This is a genomic window from Roseivirga sp. (assembly GCF_034669765.1).
In the GTDB taxonomy this organism is placed as follows: domain Bacteria; phylum Bacteroidota; class Bacteroidia; order Cytophagales; family Cyclobacteriaceae; genus Roseivirga.
Genome location: NZ_JAXMOQ010000001.1, coordinates 331,866 through 353,316, shown reverse-complemented (window position 1 = coordinate 353,316; position 21,451 = coordinate 331,866). Strand labels below are relative to the sequence as shown.

Genomic DNA, 21,451 nt, shown 5'->3' with positions numbered 1-21,451 from the left:
CTTTTTGTGGAAGCATCTCCACAAGCTGGGTCTTAACGTCTCATTAAATTTCATGAAAACAGGCTTTGTCTGAATAAAACGACTTGGCATAGTTTTCCCATATCCAAGGGTAAATCAATTAATCACTTAAACCCTACAGATATGTTACGCTGGACTGTTACATTCTTAATTATAGCCATAGTCGCTGGTATTTTTGGTTTCGGAGGCATTGCCGCTGGTGCTGCTTCTCTTGCTAAAATCGTCTTCTTCATTTTCGTGGTATTGCTTGTTGTTTCCCTTTTAAGAGGAGTCACCAGTAGGCGATAGGTATTACTCAATATATAGATCATGGAGCAGTGCTGTATCTCAGTCACTGCTCCAAACTTTATCTATCCCCTAGTTCACTATTTATTCTTTAGTTCACTTTTTACCCATACGTTATGAAACCTCAGGAAAACGAAATTCTTCTTATTTATAATGGCCGAAAAGCCCAAGATGCAAAAGTACTAGGCTATGCAAGTGCTGTTCAGAAATACACGGTGAACGAAAGGGACATTGACAAAAACCCGTTGACCGAAACGCAGCTTACCCAAGTTGCGAATGAAATGGGATTACAAATTCTCGATTTGATTGATAAAACTTCAGACGCTTACTTAAAGGAGGTAAAGAGCCAAAGTTTTTCGAATGAAGAAATGATGAAAATTGTAAAGCAACACTCTGATATCCTCAAAACCCCAATTGCGATGCTCAATGACACCGTGTTTTTTGTACACTCTGCCTATGATTTTGTTAACAAAGGAATTGAGATAGAAGGCGTTAAGAGCAAAAGTGGTAATTCTTCTGAAACGGCCAAGCGTGATTAAAATTGAGTAATTTTGATCCTAATCCATTCAATCAGTACTGGAAAAATGGAATTGTTCAGTAGAGAAATAGATGAAACCAAAAACTGGCTCCCCAAAGAGGGCACAGTAAACTATTATGGTAAACTTATGTCTTCTGAAGAAGCAAATTTCTACTATAAAGCCCTTTTGGAGGGAATTGAATGGCGAAATGACGAGGCAGTAATTTTTGGAAAGCACTATATCACCAAACGTAAAGTAGCTTGGTATGGCGATCAGAGATTTGAGTATAGCTATTCTAATGTTACCAAACATGCTTTGCCATGGACTCCCGAGTTGATCAAATTGAAAGCTTTAGCAGAGGCAAAATCTGGAGAAACTTATAACTCTTGTTTGCTCAACCTCTACCATTCTGGTGAAGAAGGTATGGCCTGGCACAGCGATGGCGAAAAGGACCTAAAGAAAAATGGAGCAATTGCTTCAATGAGTTTTGGTGCAGAAAGAAAATTTGCCTTCAAGCACAAAGAAACCAAAGAGAAGATCGACATCTTCTTAGAAAATGGCAGCCTCTTGGTCATGAAGGATGCTACCCAAAGTCATTGGCTTCATCGTTTACCCCCTACTAAAAAAGTAGATAGCCCAAGGGTAAATTTGACTTTTAGAACGATTGAGAGATAAGTTAAAATTGATATTCAAGTCTGACCTTCGGTGCCGACCTTAGTAGAGCGCATAATGTGATCGGTCGGTACTGAAGGTCAGACCGCTCCTGCTTCTGAGCTAAGCACAAACCCAAAAGAATTTTATCTTCCCAAAAACCTACTGACATAGGGTTGTCACTAGTGCCCTTTAGGTTTATGCCATAATCTTAAATCGCACATTATGAAAAACGAAACATTAACACCAGTAGTCATCAGTCCAAACGACTTATTAACTCAATGGCAAGGTCACCGCAGCCTGACCAGAAAAGTAATTGAGGCTTTTCCAGAAGACAAGCTTTTCAATTATTCAGTAGGTGGAATGCGTCCATTTTCAGAACTGGCCCTAGAAATGATCCATATGGCCGTGCCTAGCGTAGCAGGTATTATCACTGGAGAATGGAAAACTTTTGGTGAATCCGAGGCCGAAGAAAAACCCACCACTAAAGCAGGACTTCTCAAGCTATGGGACGAATCAACAGAGAAGCTAAACGAGTTATTTCCTCAAATTAAAACTGAGCGTTTTCAAGAAGTAGAGAAGGCTTTTGGTCAATATGAAGGCACCAATCACTCTCTTATTTTTTACTGTATCGATAACGAAATCCACCACAGAGGTCAAGGCTATGTTTACCTTCGTACTTTAAACATCGAACCTCCTTTTTTCTGGGAAAGAAATTAATCGGTTATTAATTATGGAGCTGTTGAATTGAGCAGCTCCTCAATTACCTCTCTGATCAAGTCACCTTCAAAGCCCTTCATGACCAAGTGCTGTGTCAGTTTGCCACGCACGGTATATTGGTTGTCGGCTTTAATGGTGGGGAGTTTTTTTTCTGCATGCCGCATAAGTGTCGCGTAATAATCATCGGGGTCAATTTCCATAAACCCTTTTTTCATACAGTAATCAGAAATGCGATGCTGCTTAAGCCCTTGCAGAATCTTGCGTTTTCCCCAGCCCTTAATTCTAAATTTTCCCCCAACATAAGCTTTGGCAAAACGCTCTTCATTGATATAATTATCGGTAATTAAGTCGGATAAAATCTCCTCAACTTCATCATGATGAAGACCATAGCCATAAAGTTTATCGCGCACTTCTTGCTGTGAACGCTCCTGATAAGCGCAAAAATCGGCCGCTTTGAGCTTGGCCACTTTAGGGTCTAATCGCTTTGGTTTGCGTTCTTCGTATTGAAAAGCCATCGATCTAAGTTAGAATGAATTATCTTTGGGCAAAACACAACAAACCGATAATGAGAAAAAAGATTGTTGCAGGTAACTGGAAAATGAACAAAAACTTCAGCGATGGCCTTACACTGGCCTCTGAAGTGGTAAACATTGTGAATGACGAACTGAATGATGACGTCATCGTCATTTTGTGTTCTCCATTTATTCACCTGGCCCAAGTAGCAAAAAATGCCCAAGAAAGCGATAAGGTTTTTGTAGGTGCTCAAAACATGAGTGAACACACTGCTGGTGCTTATACAGGCGATATTTCTGCCGAAATGATTAAATCTGTTGGTGCAGAATATGTTATTCTTGGTCATAGCGAAAGAAGACAATACCACAATGAGACTAACGATCAACTTGCAAAGCGAGTAGACTTGGCTTTAGAAATGGGCTTGACCCCAATTTTCTGCTGTGGCGAATCGCTTGAAATCAGAGAGTCCGGTAAGGAAGTGAGCTATGTATGCAACCAGCTTACGGAAAGCCTTTTTCACCTCACAGAAGATGAAATTCAGAAAATCGTAATTGCCTACGAACCAATTTGGGCAATCGGGACTGGAAAAACAGCATCATCGCAACAAGCACAAGACATGCACAAATCGATGCGTGATTTCTTGGCGGGTCAGTTTGGGCAAGAAGTGGCAGATGAAATTTCAATTCTTTACGGAGGAAGTGCCAAGCCAGACAACGCAAAAGAACTATTTGCTCAGCCAGATGTTGATGGCGGCTTAATTGGCGGAGCATCTTTAAAAGCCAGAGACTTTGTAGAAATTGCTAAGTCATTTTAATTGAAACCAATGAATTACATAGAAATCAAAGTCCATTGCGATCAGCCATTTGGTGAGATACTAATTGCCGAAATGGGCGAATTGGACTTTGATACCTTCGTTGAAACCGAGGTGGGTTTTGACGCATATATTTCGGAAGACGTTTTTAGCCATCCTGCTTTACAGCAGCTTTTCAACAATTATCGAAAGCAAACCCGCATTTGGTATGAATTGAATAAGATTGAAAAGCAAAACTGGAACGAAGAGTGGGAAAAGAACTACGATCCGATTGAAGTAGGTACGGACATCTTTGTGCGTGCTACTTTTCATGAATCGAAGCCAGGTTTTAAGCACGAAATCATCATCCACCCACAAATGTCTTTCGGGACAGGGCACCATGAAACTACGCACCAAATGTTGGCACTAGAAATGACATTAAACCATAAAGGGAAAACGGTTTTAGATGTAGGTGCTGGCACAGGAATTTTGGCGATTATGGCTTCTAAATTGGGTGCCTCGGAAGTATCAGCCACCGATATTGACGATTGGTGCATTGATAACGCTAAGGAGAACTTTGCATTGAATGCTATTGAGCCAAAGGATGTATTGCTGGGCACTATCGATGAATTCACTTTTGATGAACCTTTCGATATTCTTTACGCTAACATCAATAAAAACGTGTTGTTGGCTGAAATGGAGCACTATGCAAAGCTTACAAAACCGGGAGGACATTTATTCTTAAGTGGTTTTTATACCCACGATGAAGCCGATATACTTGAGTGTACCAGTGCAAACGGTTTCGAAAAGTTAAATTCAACCGAAAGGAAAAACTGGGCGGCTATTCTTTTAAAGAAACTGTAGTTTCAAAGTATTATTTCCGTCCTTTTATCGTTATTAATGGTCAGTTGAAGGGTCGTATGCAGTTTCTGGTCAAAAGAATTTTATATTGTTTATTGATTTTGTTGTGGTTTCTGCCGAGCAGTTTTGCGCAAGAAGCTACATCAACGGACTCTATTGTTTATACCCCAGACATTGCCAGAATTCTTACCACCCCTAACCCTGCCAGTTTTGGAGCCGACTACGAGCCTTTTATAGAGGCATGGCAGGCAAATGATTTTACCCAAGCTCAAAAAAATCAATTAGGTCAAACGCTTTTGAACATGGAAAAAAAGGGCTTTAGGCCCCGTTTCGATTTTAAAGGAGTCTTTAACACACTAATTCTGGCCAAAGAAAAACGCAGTTTTAATCAAACTCAGTTTGACGATTTGATAAAATCTTGCTTTAGCGTTTCTGAAAATTATGACAAGAAAATCATTGATCAATTTCACCAATATGCTTCGTTCTTTTTGGGCGACATGGCGCTTTTCAAAGACCGCAGCTATGGCATTTATGTAGAAAATGCAGATTTCGATTTGAAGTTCAATGGTTCTGAAGATCTTTCAGACGAAGAGCCTTTTGTAGCCGAAGCCCAAAAAGGGCCAGACGCCATTGAGCTTTTATTGATGAAGCAGCAAGGTTTAACCTCTAGCAAGGAGGAAGTTATCAACAATGAGACTAAACTAGAAGAAACTTTGCCCGCCATGCCTACCCGAATGGGCCCAGTAATCGAGTTCAGAAAACTGGATCTCGTTTTTGTAAATCGTCTGGACACAATATACCTCAGAAATACACAAGGAAATTTCTCTTTTGAAACACTTGATTTTGAGGGGCAAGGTGGTGCGGTTGACTGGACCAATGTGGGTTTGCCTGCCGAAACCACTTATGCCAAGCTGCGCAATTACTTTTTTTCTGTTACTCAGACTGATATTAAGTTTGATGAAGCCTATTTTCATTATCAGGGGAAATTAAATGAGCCCATAGTGGGAGCTGTAGAGATTACTTTGGCTCCACAGAGAAGCACAGTAGATTCATATCCCAAATTCGTGTCGGATTTTGCCGATGCACCCATTAATGATTTGGGAACCAATGACCTGACCTACCGAGGAGGAGTAAGTTATGAGGGAAGAGACTTTTATAGTAAATCGGCCTTCAACGAGCTTTCTAGGATAGAGGGCTTTGTCAATGGAGAATTGAAGTTTAGAGCCGAAGCGTCAAACTTTGTTTTTAACAAAAAGGATTCAATGGTGAGTTCTGCGGTTGCGAAAGTGACCATTTTCCATGGTACAGACTCTATATATAACCCTGCTGTAGGAATGGTCTATAACTATGGAAAATATCGTTTGGACCTCGAACCTAATAAAGGTGATTATGGAACTACACCTTTTAGCTCTTCTTTTTATGGCGTAGACCTCACGGGCGATCGCTTGATATGGGACTTGAAGTCTGATTCATTGGATCTAACTATTGGCTCAGCACGAAGCGAAGTACCTCTGATTGTTGAGTCAAAGAATTTCTTTAGCTCTTCAAGATTCTACAGCCTTTCCCAATTGTACAACTTTAATCCTTTAATACTTTCGGTAAGGCAGGCTCAGCAATATGAGCCAAAGAATGAGTTTTATATTTCATCGCTTTCCGAAGACCGAAAAATCAGCCTCGGGATTCTGAAAAAGAGTATGAACGATTTAATGTCGAAAGGCTTGGTGCTTTATAACGAATACTCCGGAAAGGTAATTATTACTGCCAAAGGACTACACTATTACGATTCAGGGCGAGATGAATCTGATTTTGACGATCTCGTTATCCCTTCCGTCATCGGCTCTTCCCCCAACGCCACCATTAACTTGGTGAATGATACTTTGACGGTTCGAGGAGTTGAGAAATTTTACGTAAGCGATTCGCTCGATGTAATGATTACACCAACCAACGGAGTGGTTAAAATTTCCAATAATAGAACGATAGAATTTGATGGCGCACTGGAAGCAGGAAACTTTCAGTTCAATGGTCAAAGATTCAAGTTTGACTACAATAATTTTTTGGTTGAATTACCCCAAATTGATTCGATTAAGCTCCAAGTAGAACTGGAAGAAGGAAAGAAGGAAGCCTTGAATAATCAATTGGTAAACACTTCTGGGGTATTGAACATTAATGACCCTAATAATAAATCGGCAAGAATTTCGAAACCAGAATACCCCATTTTTACTTCGAATGAAAGTACTAGTGTAATGTTTGACAAAAATGGGGTGCTGGGAGGTGCTTATGACAGTACCGTATATTTTGACATACCTCCTTTCAAACTCGACAGTGCATCTAGAGCAGATCCTTCTGATTATGCCTTTGAGGGGACTTTCTATTCAAATGGAATTTTTCCAGAATTCAAAGAAAACTTAAGAGCTATGCCTGATAGATCTTTCGGTTTTATTCATTCAATTCCCGATTCGGGGTATAGTCTCTATGGCACTTCTGGAAAACTGTATGGAGAAATAAACATGGATCAATCCGGCTTAAACTCTCCAGGTAAAATCGACTTTTTAACAGGAGGTTTCAATACTGAATCGGTTACTTTTTATTTAGATTCTATGTATTCAAAAAAAGGGATTGAAGGACAAATTGATGCAGGAACACTCAATGGGGTTTCATACCCATCCGTAAAGTTATCTAGGTATGAGCTGAACTGGCTACCTAAAAAGGATAGTATGAATTTGCGCAACCTAGAAGCCCCATTTAAAATGTATGACAGCTTGGGTACATTTAACGGTATGCTCACTTTGTCTACGAAGGGCATGTATGGTAAAGGGGAAATGATGATGTTGGGTTCTAAAACCAATTCGGAGAATTATACGCTGAAAGAAAGCTCTTTTGAATCTAGAAACTCTGACTTTGAGTTGGGTTCTGGAAATCCAAAAAAACCAATATTGAGTTCTGCTGATGTACGAGTGAATTACGATTTGGCCAATAATAAAGCTATAATTCAACCCGAGATACAAGGTAATGCGGCATTAACCTTCCCTTTTGCTCAATACAAAACATCCATTCCTACAGCCGAATGGGATATTGCCAACAATATGATTACAATGACAAAGCCAGATACCGTGGCCCTAGAAAAGTCATTTTTCTATTCTACAAAAAAGAGTATGGATTCCTTAGTGTTTATGGGAACAAGTGCCAGTTATGACATTGAAAAAGAGACCTTAAAAGTAGAAGGTATTCCATACATTATTGTGGCCGATGCGCTGATCACTCCAGAAAATAATGAGGTATTGATTTTAGGAGATTCCGAAATTGGAGCATTGGAAAATGCGGTAGTCGTATTTGATACAGCTCAGGCAAACCACCGTCTGTACGATGCCAACATTGAAATTATTTCCCGTAATCGCTTTAGAGGTCAGGGTACCTATCAACTCGTGATTCTGCAGGATACATTTGCTATTAAGTTTGATCAATTCGGTTTGGAGGAGGACCAAGCGCATGGGCTTTATACTAAATCAAGTGGGAAGATTAGCGGTGACAGTGGTGTAATTATTTCGCCAGGATTCACTTACAAAGGAACAGTTTTTATGTATGCCTTTAGAAAGGCACTAGAGCTGAAAGGAGCTGTAAAGCTTAACCTTGAGAAACTGAAAGAGAAAAACGTATGGATTGAATACGAATCGAATGATGATATTTCGGAGGTGGTTTTCAGCTTTGATGAAGCCCGAACAGAGTTTGGTGAGCCGCTCACGGCTGGACTTCACTTTAATAGAGGAGCTATTTATCTTTCTTTTATAACGGAAAAGCGAGGCTTAGACGATGAAGACTTTTTTATTCCTAAAGGCGGAAACCTGTTCTATGATCAAAATACAGGCTCTTACAATATCGTAAACCCCAATAAGCAGGAAGATCCGGCCAATTATTACAAGGGTAATATGTTTTCATACAACGAAGATAGCCAAGACGTTTCTTTTGAAGGAAAACTGAATTTTGTGAGCCCACTGAGTAAAGGGTTGACCGTCCAAGGGGCAGGCAAAGGCACTGGAAATTTAGATTCTGCTGACTTTAAAATCAACGCCATGTTGGTTATGGATTTTGGTTTGCCAGTGGCAAGTGTTCCGTTAATGGCTCAAAACTTGAAGGACATGGCCGAAAAATTAGGCATAAAAAGAGCCCATGATGACCGCTCTGATTTAATCTATAAAGCAGCCGAGTTTATTGGTGATGAAGCCGTAAAAAAATGGGACAAGTCATATCAAACGGTCCCAATTCCTTTGGTGAATGCTTCAGCTAATGGTGAGTTGATGAAAAATTTGGTCATCTCAAACGTAGACTTAAGGTGGTCTAAACAGTTAAGAACTTTTTATAGTGAAGGGAAAATTAGCGTTAGCAACATCAACAATATCGACATCAATATGGAGCTGGATGGCTTTGTCGAAATTAAGAAAACCCCAGAGGGTGACATCGTAAATGTTTTGATTCAGATGACCGATGGAACGTGGTATTACTTCACTTACGATGGGTTTAGCTTAGGTGCTTTTTCTTCAAATGCCGCCTTCAATGCCTCCATTGGGAATCCCTTAGACGGGAAGGGAAGATCGAAACCCAAAGTGGGCGAATTCAATGTCTTCTCATACTCTTTAGAAGAAGTTATCGCTTGGTCACGGAATTATCGCAAGCTGTTCTACGGCATAGACGAACCCTACAAGTTACTTATGGCCAGCGAATCGGATCAATCACTTAAAAAGAAAGAAGTGGTTGAAGGCGATGGGTTTTAGAACTTCCCAAAACCCATAATCTCAATGGGCGTTTCACTACAAATCAATTATCTTCGAGTCATAAATTAAAAGACATGGCAAACATCAACGATTACATTGAAAATAATAAGGATCGCTTTTTAAACGAACTCCTCGATTTACTTAGAATTCCTTCGGTAAGTGCCGACAGTAAATTCAAAGGAGATGTATTAAGAGCAGCTGAATTTGTACACGGAAAATTATTAGAAGCCGGTGCTGATGTGGCAGAAATCTGCCCAACAGGTGGACATCCAATTGTGTACGGAGAAAAAATTATTGATGCCAAACTACCTACCGTTTTGGTTTATGGTCATTACGATGTTCAACCAGCCGATCCCTACGAACTTTGGGATTCCCCTCCCTTCGAACCCGTAATTAAAACCACAGAGATTCACCCTGAAGGTGCAATTTTCGCCCGTGGTGCTTGTGACGACAAAGGTCAAGTATACATGCACATCAAGGCTTTCGAAACCATGATGAAGACCGACAATCTTGCCTGTAACATAAAATTCTTAATTGAAGGTGAAGAAGAGGTTGGGTCTGACCATTTAGGCATTTTCCTTGAAGAAAATAAAGAGAAATTGGCCGCTGACATTGTCTTGGTTTCTGATACGGGTATCATAGCGAACGATGTACCTTCAGTTACGGTTGGCCTAAGAGGCTTGAGTTATGTTCAGGTAGAAGTGACTGGGCCAAACAGAGATTTACATTCAGGTTTATACGGTGGGGCTGTTCCTAATCCTATCAATGTATTGGCCGAAATGATTGCTTCGTTGAAAGACGAAAATAAAAAAATAAACATACCGGGCTTCTATGCCGATGTCATTGAGCTTACTGCAGAAGAACGAGCGGCAATGGCCAAAGCGCCTTTTAATGAAGAAGACTATAAAAAATCAATCGGGCTTAGTGCTACTGAAGGCGAAGCAGGCTATACGACAATTGAACGTTCTTCAATCAGGCCGACACTAGACGTGAATGGAATTTGGGGCGGATATATTGGTGAAGGAGCCAAAACCGTAATTGCCTCAAAAGCCTATGCTAAAATATCGATGCGTTTGGTGCCAAACCAAGACCCGGATAAGATAACGAAGTTGTTCGAAGATTACTTTACTTCGATTGCACCCCCTTCTGTAAAAGTAAAAGTGACCCCACATCATGGAGGTCAACCTGCTGTTACGCCAACAGATTCTCCAGCATATATTGCTGCGTCTAGGGCTATGGAAACTACTTTCGGAAAAACACCTGTGCCATTTAGAAGTGGAGGAAGTATTCCAATCGTGGCACTTTTTGAACAAACGCTTGGTTTGAAAACTGTACTGATGGGCTTCGGTCTAGATTCAGACGCTATTCATTCGCCAAACGAACATTATGGTGTTTTCAATTACTTTAAAGGCATTGAAACCATTCCATTGTTTTTCAAAAACTTCGCAGAGTTGAATGACTAAATTACATTTATCATGAGCCTTAATTTTTAGGCTCATTTATTTTCCAAATGCTGGTTTTATGAGAAAGTATCTATTGTCATTAATCCTTATTGGTTTTGCCCTGAGTTCTTTTGCTCAGTTTCGTCAAACCACCAATTGGACTTTTGATGCTTCACAAAATGAGGTAAAAGTAGGAGATGAAATTGAGTTGATCTTCAATGTCAATGTCGTTAAGGACTGGTATATCTATTCTTCAAATCAGAAGGAAGATGTGATGGCGATACCCGCCACTGCAGAGCTGAATGCAGATCCTTCTTTCGAAGTCATTGGTAAACTTTATGGGGTTAATCCAAAGCATAAATACGATCCTATTTGGGGTGATACAGTAGAGTATTTTGGTAGTAAAGGAGAATTCAGACAGAAGATAAGAATACTCAAGAGCAACCTTAATATTTCTGGTGTACTTGATTTTCAAACTTGTACAGATGTTACAGGGCAGTGTGTTCCAGGTGAACAAGACTTTTTAATTGACTTTATAAAAGTAGCTGGAGGTGAAAAAACACCAACAGAATCGCCAACCCAAGTCGCACCTCAAAGCTTATTAGGTCAAGGGCCAGGCATACGAAAAGTTACCTCTTGGAAACTCAGCAAAGAAGGAACTGCTGAAGTAGGCAGTGAAATTGATTTGGTTTTCAATGTGACGGTTGATGCCAACTGGTACATCTATTCTAGTGATTTAGCCCCTGATGCCTCGCCAATTCCTGCTACGGTGATTTTTGAAGAAACTGACGGTTTTGAAGTAATCGGAGGATTGGTTCCTACTAACCCAAAGAAGAAGTTTGATAACTTTTTCAATGAAGAAGTGACCTACTTCTCTGGAAAAGGTGAGTTTAAACAGAGAATTAAAATTCTGAAACCTGACTTTCAATTGAAGGGCGAATTAGATTTTCAAACCTGCTCTGATGTAGAAGGTCTTTGCATTAATGGGAATGAAGATTTTGATGTAGCCTTTTCTGCCTTAGAAGATGGCGCACAAAAGATTACCGCAGCAGCTGGAGTAGCAACGGGTACCAGCAGTAAAGCAAGCAAAAGCAGTTATGAAGATTTACTAAAACCCGAAGATAATGGCTCCTTATGGGGCTTTTTTATTACCGCATTTCTTTTCGGTTTGGCTGCATTGCTAACGCCATGCGTTTTTCCAATGATTCCGATGACGGTTGCTTTCTTTACGAATAGCAGTCAGTCGAAGGCGCAGGCCATTACCAAAGCCAGCATTTACGGGGTCTCGATTATTGTTATCTATATCCTAATAGGCTTGCTTTTCACAAGTTTATTTGGGGTAGGCATTGCCAATGAATTGGCCACAGGCGCTATTCCAAACATTATATTCTTTGCGGTATTTGTGGTTTTCGCACTTTCCTTTTTTGGTCTTTTCGAAATCGTATTGCCAAGTGGGCTGGTAAATAGAATGGATAAAAAGGCCAATAAGGGCGGAATGTTCGGCACCTTCTTTATGGCTTTTACTTTGGTGCTGGTATCCTTCTCTTGTACAGGACCAATTGTAGGAACAATCTTAATAGAGTCTTTTCAAGGACAAGTAACTAAGCCCGTGGTGGGAATGTTGGGCTTTTCTATTGCCTTTGCCATTCCTTTTACGCTGTTTGCCATTTTCCCTGGAATGCTGAAGAGCCTTCCGAAATCGGGGGGTTGGTTAAATTCGGTAAAAGTGGTTTTAGGTTTTATTGAATTGGCTTTGGGTTTCAAATTCCTAAGCGTGGCTGATCAGGCCTATCATTGGGGCTTGCTCGACCGTGAAATATACATTGCCATTTGGTTGGTGATTGCGGTGCTTTTAGGCTTCTATTTATTAGGAAAACTGCGCTTGCCACACGATGATGAAGTTCAAAAAACTTCGGTACCACGTTTGGTTATGGCTATCATCAGTTTTGTATTTGCTGTGTATTTATTGCCAGGCATGTTTGGCGCGCCTCTCAAAGGGCTTTCAGGCTATTTACCTCCACTCACCACACATGATTTTGCTATAAGGGAAATGATCAGAGAGGAAATCGGAAATGCTCAAATTTCAGGTTCCACAGCCGGAACTGGCTTTCCGACCAACGTAAAGTATTCCAACATTCTACATTTGCCACATGGTATCAAGGGCTTTTTTGATTACGAACAAGCTATGGCTTATGCCAAAAAAGTAAAAAAACCACTCTTCATTGACTTTACAGGACACGGCTGTGTAAACTGCCGTAAGATGGAAGAATATGTTTGGTCAGATCCAGAAGTGCTCAGAAGAATGAAAGAAGACTATGTAGTGGTGGCTTTGTATGTAGACGACAAAACCGAACTTCCTGAGTCAGAATGGTACACTTCCGAGTTTGACAACAAAGTGAAAAAAACGATCGGAAAGCAGAACTTCGATTTTCAGATTACCCGTTTTAATGGCAACGCTCAACCCTACTATGTGCTTTTAGATAATAATGAACAGGCATTAGTTCGTCCAAAATCTTATGACGCTGAAGTATCCAACTTTGTGGAATTTCTAGACAAAGGGCTTGCTGAATTTGCTAAACGCTAATACCATACCTAAGGCACTTTTTGAGCGTTGGTAGTGTTGACTGAACGCAATGCAAGAAGCCATGATTAAAGATACATATCCAGTTGAAGGAATGCACTGCGCGGGCTGTGCTTCCACCGTTGAGAAAACCCTTAAGAACAGCAAAGGCGTACAAGAAGCTTCGGTAAACTATGCGACCAATGCGGTAAGTATGGTCTACAACGAAGCCGAGGTTGATTTCAAACTGCTCCAGAAATATGTAAAAGGGGCGGGTTACACATTGCAAGCCAAAAAGGACAAAGCCTCAGTTGATGCATCGCGCGAAGAAGGCTTAAAGCAAACAAAACGAGTATTGGCCTTGGCCATCTCTCTTGGAGTAGTGGTCATGGTGCTATCCATGTTCGTGGGCGATTTCCCCGATAAGAACTGGATTTTACTCACCCTCTCATTTCCAGTTGTCTTTATTTCTGGGTGGAGGTTTTTTACAAGTGCCTTTTCGCAGATCAAGCGTGGAGCCGTAAATATGGATACGCTCATTGCGTTTGGAACGGGCTCGGCTTTTCTGTTCAGCATGTTCAATACCATTTTCCCAGAAATAATCAGAAACCAAGGCTTGCAGGTGCACGTTTATTATGAGTCGGCCGCAGTGATTATTGCTTTTATTCTGCTTGGAAAATATTTGGAAGAAAAGGCCAAGTTCTCCACATCAAAGGCCATTGAAAAGCTCTATGAACTTCAGGTTAAAAAAGTAATAAAGATTGAAAACGAAGAACAGAAAGAGATTCTGTTTGAAGAAGTAAAGCTTGGCGATATTCTCTTGGTAAAAGCCGGAGAGAAGATTCCCGTGGACGGGAAAATCATTTCTGGGCGAGCCAGCTTAGATGAAGCCATGATTTCTGGTGAATCTGTTTTAGTGGAAAAATCTGAGGGGGATGAAGTAAAAGCGGGAACCATTAACACCGATGGCAGCCTTCAGATTAAAACCGAGAAGCTGGGTGAAGATACCGTTTTGGGTAAAATCATTCAGATGGTCACCCAAGCCCAAGGTTCCAAAGCTCCCGCCCAACAGCTTGCGGATAAAATTGCCAGTGTGTTTGTGCCCATAGTCTTGGGTTTGGCAGCACTCACTTTTGTGATATGGTATTTTGTTGGGCCCGATCCTGCGCTTACCTACGCTTTTGTAAATACTTTTTCAGTTTTAATTATCGCATGTCCTTGTGCATTGGGTTTGGCTACACCAATGGCCATTATGGTCGGAATTGGTAAAGGAGCCAAAAATGGAATTCTCGTTAAAGATGCCGTTGCCTTGGAAAACGCCTCAAAAGTGACCAAGCTGTTTGTTGATAAAACCGGAACAATATCAGAAGGAAAACTCTCGGTTACTGATTTCAAAACCTTCTTTACAGAAGACAATAACCTTGAACTCTTAAGTGTGCTCAACGCAATGGAGGCTGCATCAAATCACCCAATTGCAGGTGCCGTTACCGATTACCTAGAGGAGAATTATTCGCTTTTCCCTGTGCAGATCAAAGACCTGAAAACCATTGCAGGTGTTGGATTAGCCACCACATTAGGCCAACATAATTATAAAATTGTAGGAAAGAGTGGCTTGAAGGAGATCTCACTTTCAAATGAGATAGAAAGCTTAATCAAATCATACGATGAGGGTGGACGAACCCAGGTATTCTTTATTCGGGACGAAAAGGTGTTGGCCGTAATTGCTTTAAAAGATACCGTCCGTAAATCATCCGCAGCCTTGGTGGCGCAACTACAAAAGCGTGGAATAGAGATTGAAATGCTTTCTGGCGATAACGAACAAATTTGTGCTAATGTGGCACGTGAAACAGGGATTAAAAAGTTTCAGGCCAACCTGATGCCAGACGATAAACACAGGATTGTACAACAGGCCAAAGCTGATGGAAATGTTGTAGCTTTTGCTGGTGACGGCATTAATGATGCGCCTTCCATGGCCGAAGCGGATTTAGGAATCGCTATGAGTACAGGGGCCGATGTGGCCTTAGAGAGCGCGTCAGTAACTTTACTCAACGGAGACATTTCTAAACTACACCAGCTTATTTTGCTTTCCGAAAAAACCACAAAAACCATGAAGCAGAACTTGTTTTGGGCTTTTGCATATAATGTGGTGGCCATTCCATTGGCAGCAGGCGTGCTTTTCCCGATCAATGGCTTTCTTTTAAACCCCATGATTGCGGGAGCAGCCATGGCATTTTCGTCCGTATCTGTGGTGCTCAATAGCCTCAGATTAAGGAGTTCGAAAATATAGTGTAAAAAAAAGGCTTACAAAAGGGACACATTTTTAGTACTTTGCCGTTGAAAGGTGAAAACTAACGGAGAATGAAAAGAAACTTAGGACTTGCCAGTGTTGTGGGTTTAGTTGTTGTGGTAGTTCTATACTTCTATTTTAGCAGAGAAAGTACTACCTATATTGAGGAGACAATACCAATGAATGAGGTGGCGGATATTCCCGAACCACTCTATAAGTTTGGAATCCCATTAGATCAGTATCAAGTACTCGAAGGGAAGATCAAACGCAATCAGACAATTGCGGATATACTTCTTCCTTTTAACATCAGTAATCAAGATATTTTCAGCATAGACCGTCTCTCCAAAGACGTTTTTAGTGTGCGCAACTTTATTCCAAATCGGGACTATACCCTTTTTTATACAGAGGACTCTCTAAAGCGAGCCGCTTATTTTGTTTATGAGCCTAGCCCATTAGAATATGTGGTTTATCAATTGAAGGATTCGATATCTATCTATAAAGAGGAAAGAGAGGTTGAAATAATTGAAACAACCATGTCTGGAAGAATTACCGTTTCACTCGATCATTCGATTAGAGAAAAAGGAGGTTCAGCTGCTTTGGTGAGTGCTGTGGCTGATGTTTTCGGTTGGCAGATTGACATGCGTTCTTTACAAGTGGGAGATTGGTTCAAGGTGATTTATGAAGAAAGACAAGTAAATGGTGAGCCCATAGGTATTGGAAAAGTATTGGGCGCAGAGTTCAACCATATTCGAAATGACTACATGGCCTATGCCTACGACCAAGGAGATGGCCTAGATTATTATGATGATTTAGGCGAAAGTCTTCAAAGAGCATTCTTGAGATATCCTGTTGAGTTTTCTCGAATTTCTTCCCGCTATAGTAAAAGTCGACTCCACCCGGTACTCAACACCAGAAGGGCTCACTTGGGAACCGACTTTGCAGCTGACAAAGGGACTCCAATTAAAGCTGCTGCCGATGGGGTAATTATTGCGCGAGGCTATACTGGTGGAAATGGCAACTACGTGAAAATTAGACATAATGGTACCTACACGACAGGATACCTACACATGTCTAAATTTGGTAATTACAAGAATGGTCAAAAAGTCAAAAAAGGAGATATCATTGGCTATGTTGGAAGTACGGGCTTGGCTACAGGAAATCACCTTTGCTTCAGGTTTTGGAAAAGGGGTGAGCAAGTTGATTTCTTGAGAGAGGATTTGCCAGCTGAAAAACCACTTTCACCCGAACATATAGTAAAGTTTGAAGCCATGAAAGAATTAATGGATAAAAAACTAAACGATATACCCATGGAGTGGGTTAAAGATGTTATAACTGCGAGTAGTAGATAAGCGAAATTGAATCTATATTTTTAAGCAGGCTAATTCCTGCTTTTTTTATGCCAATTAGAATAGTGAACAAGTCTCTAATTATTACACTATTGCTGTGTAGTTCCTTTATCATCCATGCACAAAAAGTAGGATTGGTACTAAGTGGAGGAGCAGCAAAAGGCATTGCTCATATTGGCGTGATGAAAGCGCTTGAAGAAAACAATATTCCTATAGACTATGTAGTGGGGACTTCAATGGGGGCTGTGGTTGGCTCCCTTTACGCTGCAGGCTTTAGCCCAGAAGAAATCGAGATAATTGTAACCAATCCGAACTTTGAAGATTGGATTAATGGAAAATCTTCAGAGCGTTATCAATACAATTATACGAAGTCGCTGGACGATGCTTCATGGATCACGGTAGATTTACTTTTCGACAAAGATTTTCAAGCATCCATTAGTACACCACTGGCCAATGATATCATCATCAATTTTCTTTTGAATGAGTATTTAGGTCAAGCAGCGCAAGCAGCCAATTATAATTTCGACCATCTTTTTGTTCCTTTTAAGGCGGTTGCTGCAGATATATTTTCAGAGAAAGTAGTGAGATTAGACACGGGCTCTTTGATGCAAGCCACACGCTCTTCTATGGCAGTACCGTTCTTTTACAGGCCTATAAAATTTCAGAATCAGTATATATTCGATGGAGGTGTTTACGATAATTTTCCTGTAGACATTATGAAGGAAGACTTCAAGCCTGAAGTTACTATTGGTTCAAATGTGGCCACCAAAAAGGCAGAGACTTATCCTTTTGATGCCGATGAAGAAATTTTGACCGATGCCCTACTTTTTCTGTTTCTGAATAAAACGGACCCAAGTCAGCTAGACAGTACCGACATCTATCTTGAGCCCGATATGAAGCCATTTACGGCCTTGTCTTTCGATAAAGTACCAGAACTAATCAAAGCAGGGTATGATGTCACTATGAGTCAAATGGAGGGCATTAAGCAGAAGATTTCTAGGCGGGTGGCAAAGGACGAAGTGGAACTGGATCGAGCTGAATTTAGAGATCAATTTGTAGATTACAAGTTTGGGGCGATTAAGCTCTTTGGGTTTATGCCCAAACAGGAGCTATTGATCAACTCCCTCGTTTCGTTCAAGGATGGACCGTTAAGCTTGTTGCAAATTAGACAAGCTTACTTCAAATTAGTTTCCGAAGCTTACTTTAGAAATATATACCTGAATTTCGATTTTGATTCTGATAAGGGCTATTATGTGTTGGAATTTTATTTGAAGCCTACAGCCAGAAATGGACTTTCGGTTGACTTTGGAGGTAACCTTTCCACTAGAAGCGTGAGCACCCTTCACTTCGGGTTAACGCTGAATTCATTTAATCGTTATCTGAATTCGTATAAACTGAAAATTTCGACTGGCAAATTTTATGAATCCGTTTTTCTAGGTACCCGTTTCAATCTTAACCCACGAACAAGGTTGTTTGTAGAGCCTTCTTTTTTACTTAATCAATGGGATTACCTCAATACAGATGATTTTTTTAATGAAAAGGCAAATCCAACCATTCTAAATCGAATTGATAGAAAGTTTGGGGCGACTGTCGGCTTAGGTTCTGGCCAACGCAGCGTATTTGCAGTTGAGGCTGCTTATGTAAGAAACTCAGATAACTTTAGCAATATCTCAAATGTATCTGTCGAAGAGAGTTTAGATCATACGAGATTTGAGGCTTTCAAGGGTAAGCTGAGTTATGAACGGAATAGTCTGAATGCGAAGCAATTTGCCACATCTGGAGTAAGGCTATATGCCTCGGCCAATACTTTGTTAGGCCAACTTTCTTATACACCCGGGAGCACGTCTGTTTTATATAGGCCCAATGAAAAGACTACGTATACGGAATTGAAAAACTGGCTCTCATTGGAGCTGTACTTTGAGGAGTACAAGAAAATTTCTGAGAATTATCGTGTCGGGTGGAAGTTTGAGTCGGTATATAGTAATCAACCGAATTTTATAAACTACCAGTCCAGTTTGGTTTATGCTACTCAATTTAACCCAATGTTCGACTCAGAGACTTACTTTTTACCAAACTATAGGGCTTATAGCTATATTGGTACTGGCATGGTTCATTCTTTTCATTTAGCCAATAGCCTCTTTTTAAGAGCCGAAGTCTATGGTTTCAGTGCCTATAATCGACCTCAACAAATAACCGGGCAAGGAGCACAAGATAAAAAGGGATTTGATAGTGTACACTTTTTGGGAATGGCAGGGTTGATTTATAATTCCGTTTTGGGGCCACTTACTTTTCGTTTGAATTATTTAGAGAACCCAACTTCCAGTTTAGGGTTGTCGCTCTCATTCGGGTATATGATCTTCAACCAAAGATCAATTGAATAGGAAAAAGGGTATTTGCTATACCTAAATATTTATTTACTTGTTATAATTGGCTATTATTGAAACTCAATAACATACGTGTTTTCACTTCTATGAGAATTGTCCTTTGTGTGCTTCTTTGGGTGTTCTGCTTTCCTGCAACCTATTCCCAAACCACAGTTCAGTGGGCATCACGTGTGATCGATTATTCTTCTGAAATTTCTCAGCTACAGGGGTCGGCCAAGCAGTTGCTAGGTAAACCTGATGCATTACCTGCTGGAGGAGAGAGTCCTAGTGCTTGGGCACCCTTCAACCCCAATACTGTTGAATTTGTTAAGGTACAATTCAGTTTGGAAATGCCTATTGAACAAATTGCAATAGGGGAGACATTTAACCCAGGAGCCATAAGGGAAGTGTTTCTTTATGATGATGATAACAAGGAGCATTTAGTGTTTAAACAAATCCCAGGGCCAGTTGATGAGCCTCATAGGATGTTCAGGATTTTTTTGGAAAAGACCCCTTACAATGTAAAAGCAATCAAAATTGTAATTGATGGAAGAAGGGTTGATGGCTTTTCGGCCATTGACTGTATTGGCGTTTCTAATTCACAAGAGCCGATTGAGGCAGAGATTAACCTATTACCTAACATCAACACTAAGCTGGAGGTCAAAAGATTGAATGACTTGGTGAATAGTGCAAATAGGGAGATAAAGCCTTTATTGACAAAAGACAACAAAACATTGTATTTCAGCAGAAGAGGGCACCCTGGAAATGTGGGAGGAGAAGATGACATGGAAGACATATGGTATGCTGACTTTGATTCAACCACTTTAGACTGGGGTTTGGCAACCAATATTGGTGATGTGCTTAATAATCCTGACCCCAATTTTATAAGCTCATTTCTGCAAGAAGGCGAAGAACTGATTATTCTGGGCAATAAGTATTTGCCTGGCGGAATGAAGTATGGTATTTCGAAAAGTCTGAGGATATCCAAAAAGGAATGGACCAAGCCTGAAAATCTTAAGATTTTCAACGATGTTAATGTTCATAGAAATGTGAACTTTTGGCTTACACCAGACAGTGAAGTTCTTCTTATTTCTGAAGAAGGTAAGAGAACCGAAGGAGGAAGAGATTTATATGTTAGTTTTTTACAGAGAGATGGTCTATGGACGGAGCCATTACATATGGGACCTGTGGTTAACTCTGCTGGCGAAGAAGAAGGACAATTTTTAATGCCAGATAAAAAGACAATGTTTTTCACCTCTGAAGGGCATAGCGGCTATGGGAAGAAAGACATTTATGTAACCAGACGCTTAGATAACACTTGGACAAGTTGGACTGAACCGGAAAATTTAGGGCCAGTTATTAACACAGAAGAGGACGATATGTTCCTATTCGTTCCGCAAAATGGCTCGCTTGCCTATTTCTGTCGAGAAGTAGAGGGCAACGACCTTGATATTTTTTCTATGACGCTGCCTTTGGTAACACGTCAATTGAGGCTAGTGACCTTATGTGGAGCAATTACGGATCCCGAAACAGGGGATCCTTTAGATGCCGAAGTAGTATTTTCTAGACTGAGAGATGGAGTTGAAGTAGGCCGAGTGAGAACCGATGCCGCTGGAAATTATTGTACGGAATTGCCAGCAGATGAAATTTACACTTATAGAGCCGAGATACCTGGTTTTATTCCAGTTGGAGCAACAGTTGACTTGTTGGATATTTCCGAAGTCAATGTATTTGCAGTGACACTAGATAAATTAGACCTTGATAGTGCAGATTTGGCTACTGGTGAACCTATTAGCGTCCCAGAGAATATTATGAAGGCGGTGGCCATTGACCTTGCTTTACCTCAAATTAAGAGAGACACCTTTGAACTTTTAAATGCCCAGAGAAAAGAATTGGATGAGGCACCAATCGAATCTAATGCTTTGGTAAGTGATATTCAGAGCCCCGTCATAAACATAAATGCTCAGGTGGTGAAAGCCGCTCCTGGAGCTTCTTTTATTATAAGAAACGTATTTTTCGATTTTGATAAAGATCTGCTCAAACCCAGGTCTTGGACAGAAATTAGGAACCTTGCTAAATTCATGAACGACTACCCAACGGCCATTGTAGAGTTGGCCGGCCATACTGATAACTATGGCAGTCCAGAGTATAACGTTGACTTATCTAGAAGAAGGGTGGAGGCTGTTCGGAAAGCACTTGCAGGCTTAGGAATCAAAGAAGATCGGCTTCAGTTTGTTTGGTATGGAGAAAGTGTGCCATTGGCCACCAATAGAACCGATGCGGGTAGAGCCCTAAACCGAAGAGTTGAGTTCACCATTATAGGTATGTAAA

Annotated in this window: 14 protein-coding genes and 1 pseudogene; 14 read left to right on the top strand and 1 reads right to left on the bottom strand. The window is 40.7% G+C overall.

Features of this window, described 5'->3' with window-relative positions:
- Nucleotides 1-141: 141 nt before the first annotated feature.
- The 4 genes from VOI17_RS01645 (at nt 142) to VOI17_RS01630 (ending at nt 2,192) form a co-directional block, all read left to right on the top strand.
- Complete coding sequence (locus VOI17_RS01645) at nt 142-306, top strand: DUF1328 family protein (protein ID WP_323755493.1); 165 nt, start codon at nt 142-144, stop codon at nt 304-306.
- 113 nt (nt 307-419) lie between these two features.
- Nucleotides 420-842, top strand: coding sequence for a hypothetical protein (locus VOI17_RS01640; RefSeq protein WP_323755492.1), 423 nt, complete (start codon nt 420-422; stop codon nt 840-842).
- A 12-nt stretch (nt 843-854) separates the two neighbouring features.
- Nucleotides 855-1,496 carry an alpha-ketoglutarate-dependent dioxygenase AlkB gene (locus VOI17_RS01635; protein ID WP_323755491.1) on the top strand — a complete coding sequence of 214 codons (642 nt, stop codon included), beginning with the start codon at nt 855-857 and terminating at the stop codon, nt 1,494-1,496.
- A gap of 201 nt (nt 1,497-1,697) precedes the next feature.
- A complete protein-coding gene (locus VOI17_RS01630; RefSeq protein ID WP_323755490.1) occupies nt 1,698-2,192 on the top strand; it encodes a DinB family protein in 495 nt (164 codons plus the stop codon).
- Between the two features lie 11 nt (nt 2,193-2,203).
- On the opposite strand, the gene VOI17_RS01625 is transcribed toward VOI17_RS01630, so the two are convergent.
- Nucleotides 2,204-2,707, bottom strand: a complete 504-nt coding sequence (locus tag VOI17_RS01625) for a regulatory protein RecX (protein WP_323755489.1) — start codon at nt 2,705-2,707, stop codon at nt 2,204-2,206.
- A 50-nt stretch (nt 2,708-2,757) separates the two neighbouring features.
- On the opposite strand from VOI17_RS01625, the gene tpiA reads away from it, so the two are divergent.
- The 10 genes and pseudogenes from tpiA (at nt 2,758) to VOI17_RS01580 (ending at nt 21,450) form a co-directional block, all read left to right on the top strand.
- Nucleotides 2,758-3,519 (top strand): triose-phosphate isomerase, encoded by a 762-nt coding sequence (gene tpiA / locus VOI17_RS01620; RefSeq protein WP_323755488.1) that lies wholly within the window; start codon nt 2,758-2,760, stop codon nt 3,517-3,519.
- A gap of 9 nt (nt 3,520-3,528) precedes the next feature.
- The gene (gene prmA / locus VOI17_RS01615) at nt 3,529-4,359 is read left to right on the top strand and encodes a 50S ribosomal protein L11 methyltransferase (RefSeq protein WP_323755487.1); all 831 of its coding nucleotides are present in this window, start codon (nt 3,529-3,531) and stop codon (nt 4,357-4,359) included.
- 92 nt (nt 4,360-4,451) lie between these two features.
- Nucleotides 4,452-9,122, top strand: a complete 4,671-nt coding sequence (locus VOI17_RS01610) for a hypothetical protein (RefSeq protein ID WP_323755486.1) — start codon at nt 4,452-4,454, stop codon at nt 9,120-9,122.
- 74 nt (nt 9,123-9,196) lie between these two features.
- On the top strand, nt 9,197-10,585 hold the full coding sequence (locus VOI17_RS01605) for a dipeptidase (RefSeq protein WP_323755485.1): 1,389 nt from the start codon (nt 9,197-9,199) through the stop codon (nt 10,583-10,585).
- Nucleotides 10,586-10,643: 58 nt separating this feature from the next.
- Entirely contained in the window at nt 10,644-13,148 is a 2,505-nt protein-coding gene (locus VOI17_RS01600; protein ID WP_323755484.1) for a protein-disulfide reductase DsbD family protein, read from the top strand.
- Nucleotides 13,149-13,197: 49 nt separating this feature from the next.
- A pseudogene (locus tag VOI17_RS17985) lies at nt 13,198-13,395 on the top strand (cation transporter); the annotation flags it as partial.
- Between the two features lie 117 nt (nt 13,396-13,512).
- Entirely contained in the window at nt 13,513-15,411 is a 1,899-nt protein-coding gene (locus VOI17_RS01595) for a copper-translocating P-type ATPase (RefSeq protein ID WP_416376042.1), read from the top strand.
- Nucleotides 15,412-15,482: 71 nt separating this feature from the next.
- On the top strand, nt 15,483-16,760 hold the full coding sequence (locus VOI17_RS01590; RefSeq protein WP_323755482.1) for a M23 family metallopeptidase: 1,278 nt from the start codon (nt 15,483-15,485) through the stop codon (nt 16,758-16,760).
- Between the two features lie 47 nt (nt 16,761-16,807).
- Entirely contained in the window at nt 16,808-19,138 is a 2,331-nt protein-coding gene (locus tag VOI17_RS01585) for a patatin-like phospholipase family protein (protein ID WP_323755481.1), read from the top strand.
- A 56-nt stretch (nt 19,139-19,194) separates the two neighbouring features.
- Nucleotides 19,195-21,450, top strand: coding sequence for an OmpA family protein (locus VOI17_RS01580; RefSeq protein ID WP_323755480.1), 2,256 nt, complete (start codon nt 19,195-19,197; stop codon nt 21,448-21,450).
- Nucleotide 21,451 lies beyond the last annotated feature (1 nt).

Bases quoted from the DNA above. Each gene is read 5' to 3' on its own strand.
- VOI17_RS01585 (WP_323755481.1), top strand. From the start codon at position 16,808: ATGCCAATTAGAATAGTGAACAAGTCTCTAATTATTACACTATTGCTG.
- VOI17_RS01630 (WP_323755490.1), top strand. From the start codon at position 1,698: ATGAAAAACGAAACATTAACACCAGTAGTCATCAGTCCAAACGACTTA.
- prmA (WP_323755487.1), top strand. From the start codon at position 3,529: ATGAATTACATAGAAATCAAAGTCCATTGCGATCAGCCATTTGGTGAG.
- VOI17_RS01595 (WP_416376042.1), top strand. From the start codon at position 13,513: ATGGTGCTATCCATGTTCGTGGGCGATTTCCCCGATAAGAACTGGATT.
- VOI17_RS01605 (WP_323755485.1), top strand. From the start codon at position 9,197: ATGGCAAACATCAACGATTACATTGAAAATAATAAGGATCGCTTTTTA.
- VOI17_RS01600 (WP_323755484.1), top strand. From the start codon at position 10,644: ATGAGAAAGTATCTATTGTCATTAATCCTTATTGGTTTTGCCCTGAGT.
- VOI17_RS01590 (WP_323755482.1), top strand. From the start codon at position 15,483: ATGAAAAGAAACTTAGGACTTGCCAGTGTTGTGGGTTTAGTTGTTGTG.
- VOI17_RS01625 (WP_323755489.1), bottom strand. From the start codon at position 2,707: ATGGCTTTTCAATACGAAGAACGCAAACCAAAGCGATTAGACCCTAAA.
- VOI17_RS01640 (WP_323755492.1), top strand. From the start codon at position 420: ATGAAACCTCAGGAAAACGAAATTCTTCTTATTTATAATGGCCGAAAA.
- VOI17_RS01645 (WP_323755493.1), top strand. From the start codon at position 142: ATGTTACGCTGGACTGTTACATTCTTAATTATAGCCATAGTCGCTGGT.
- tpiA (WP_323755488.1), top strand. From the start codon at position 2,758: ATGAGAAAAAAGATTGTTGCAGGTAACTGGAAAATGAACAAAAACTTC.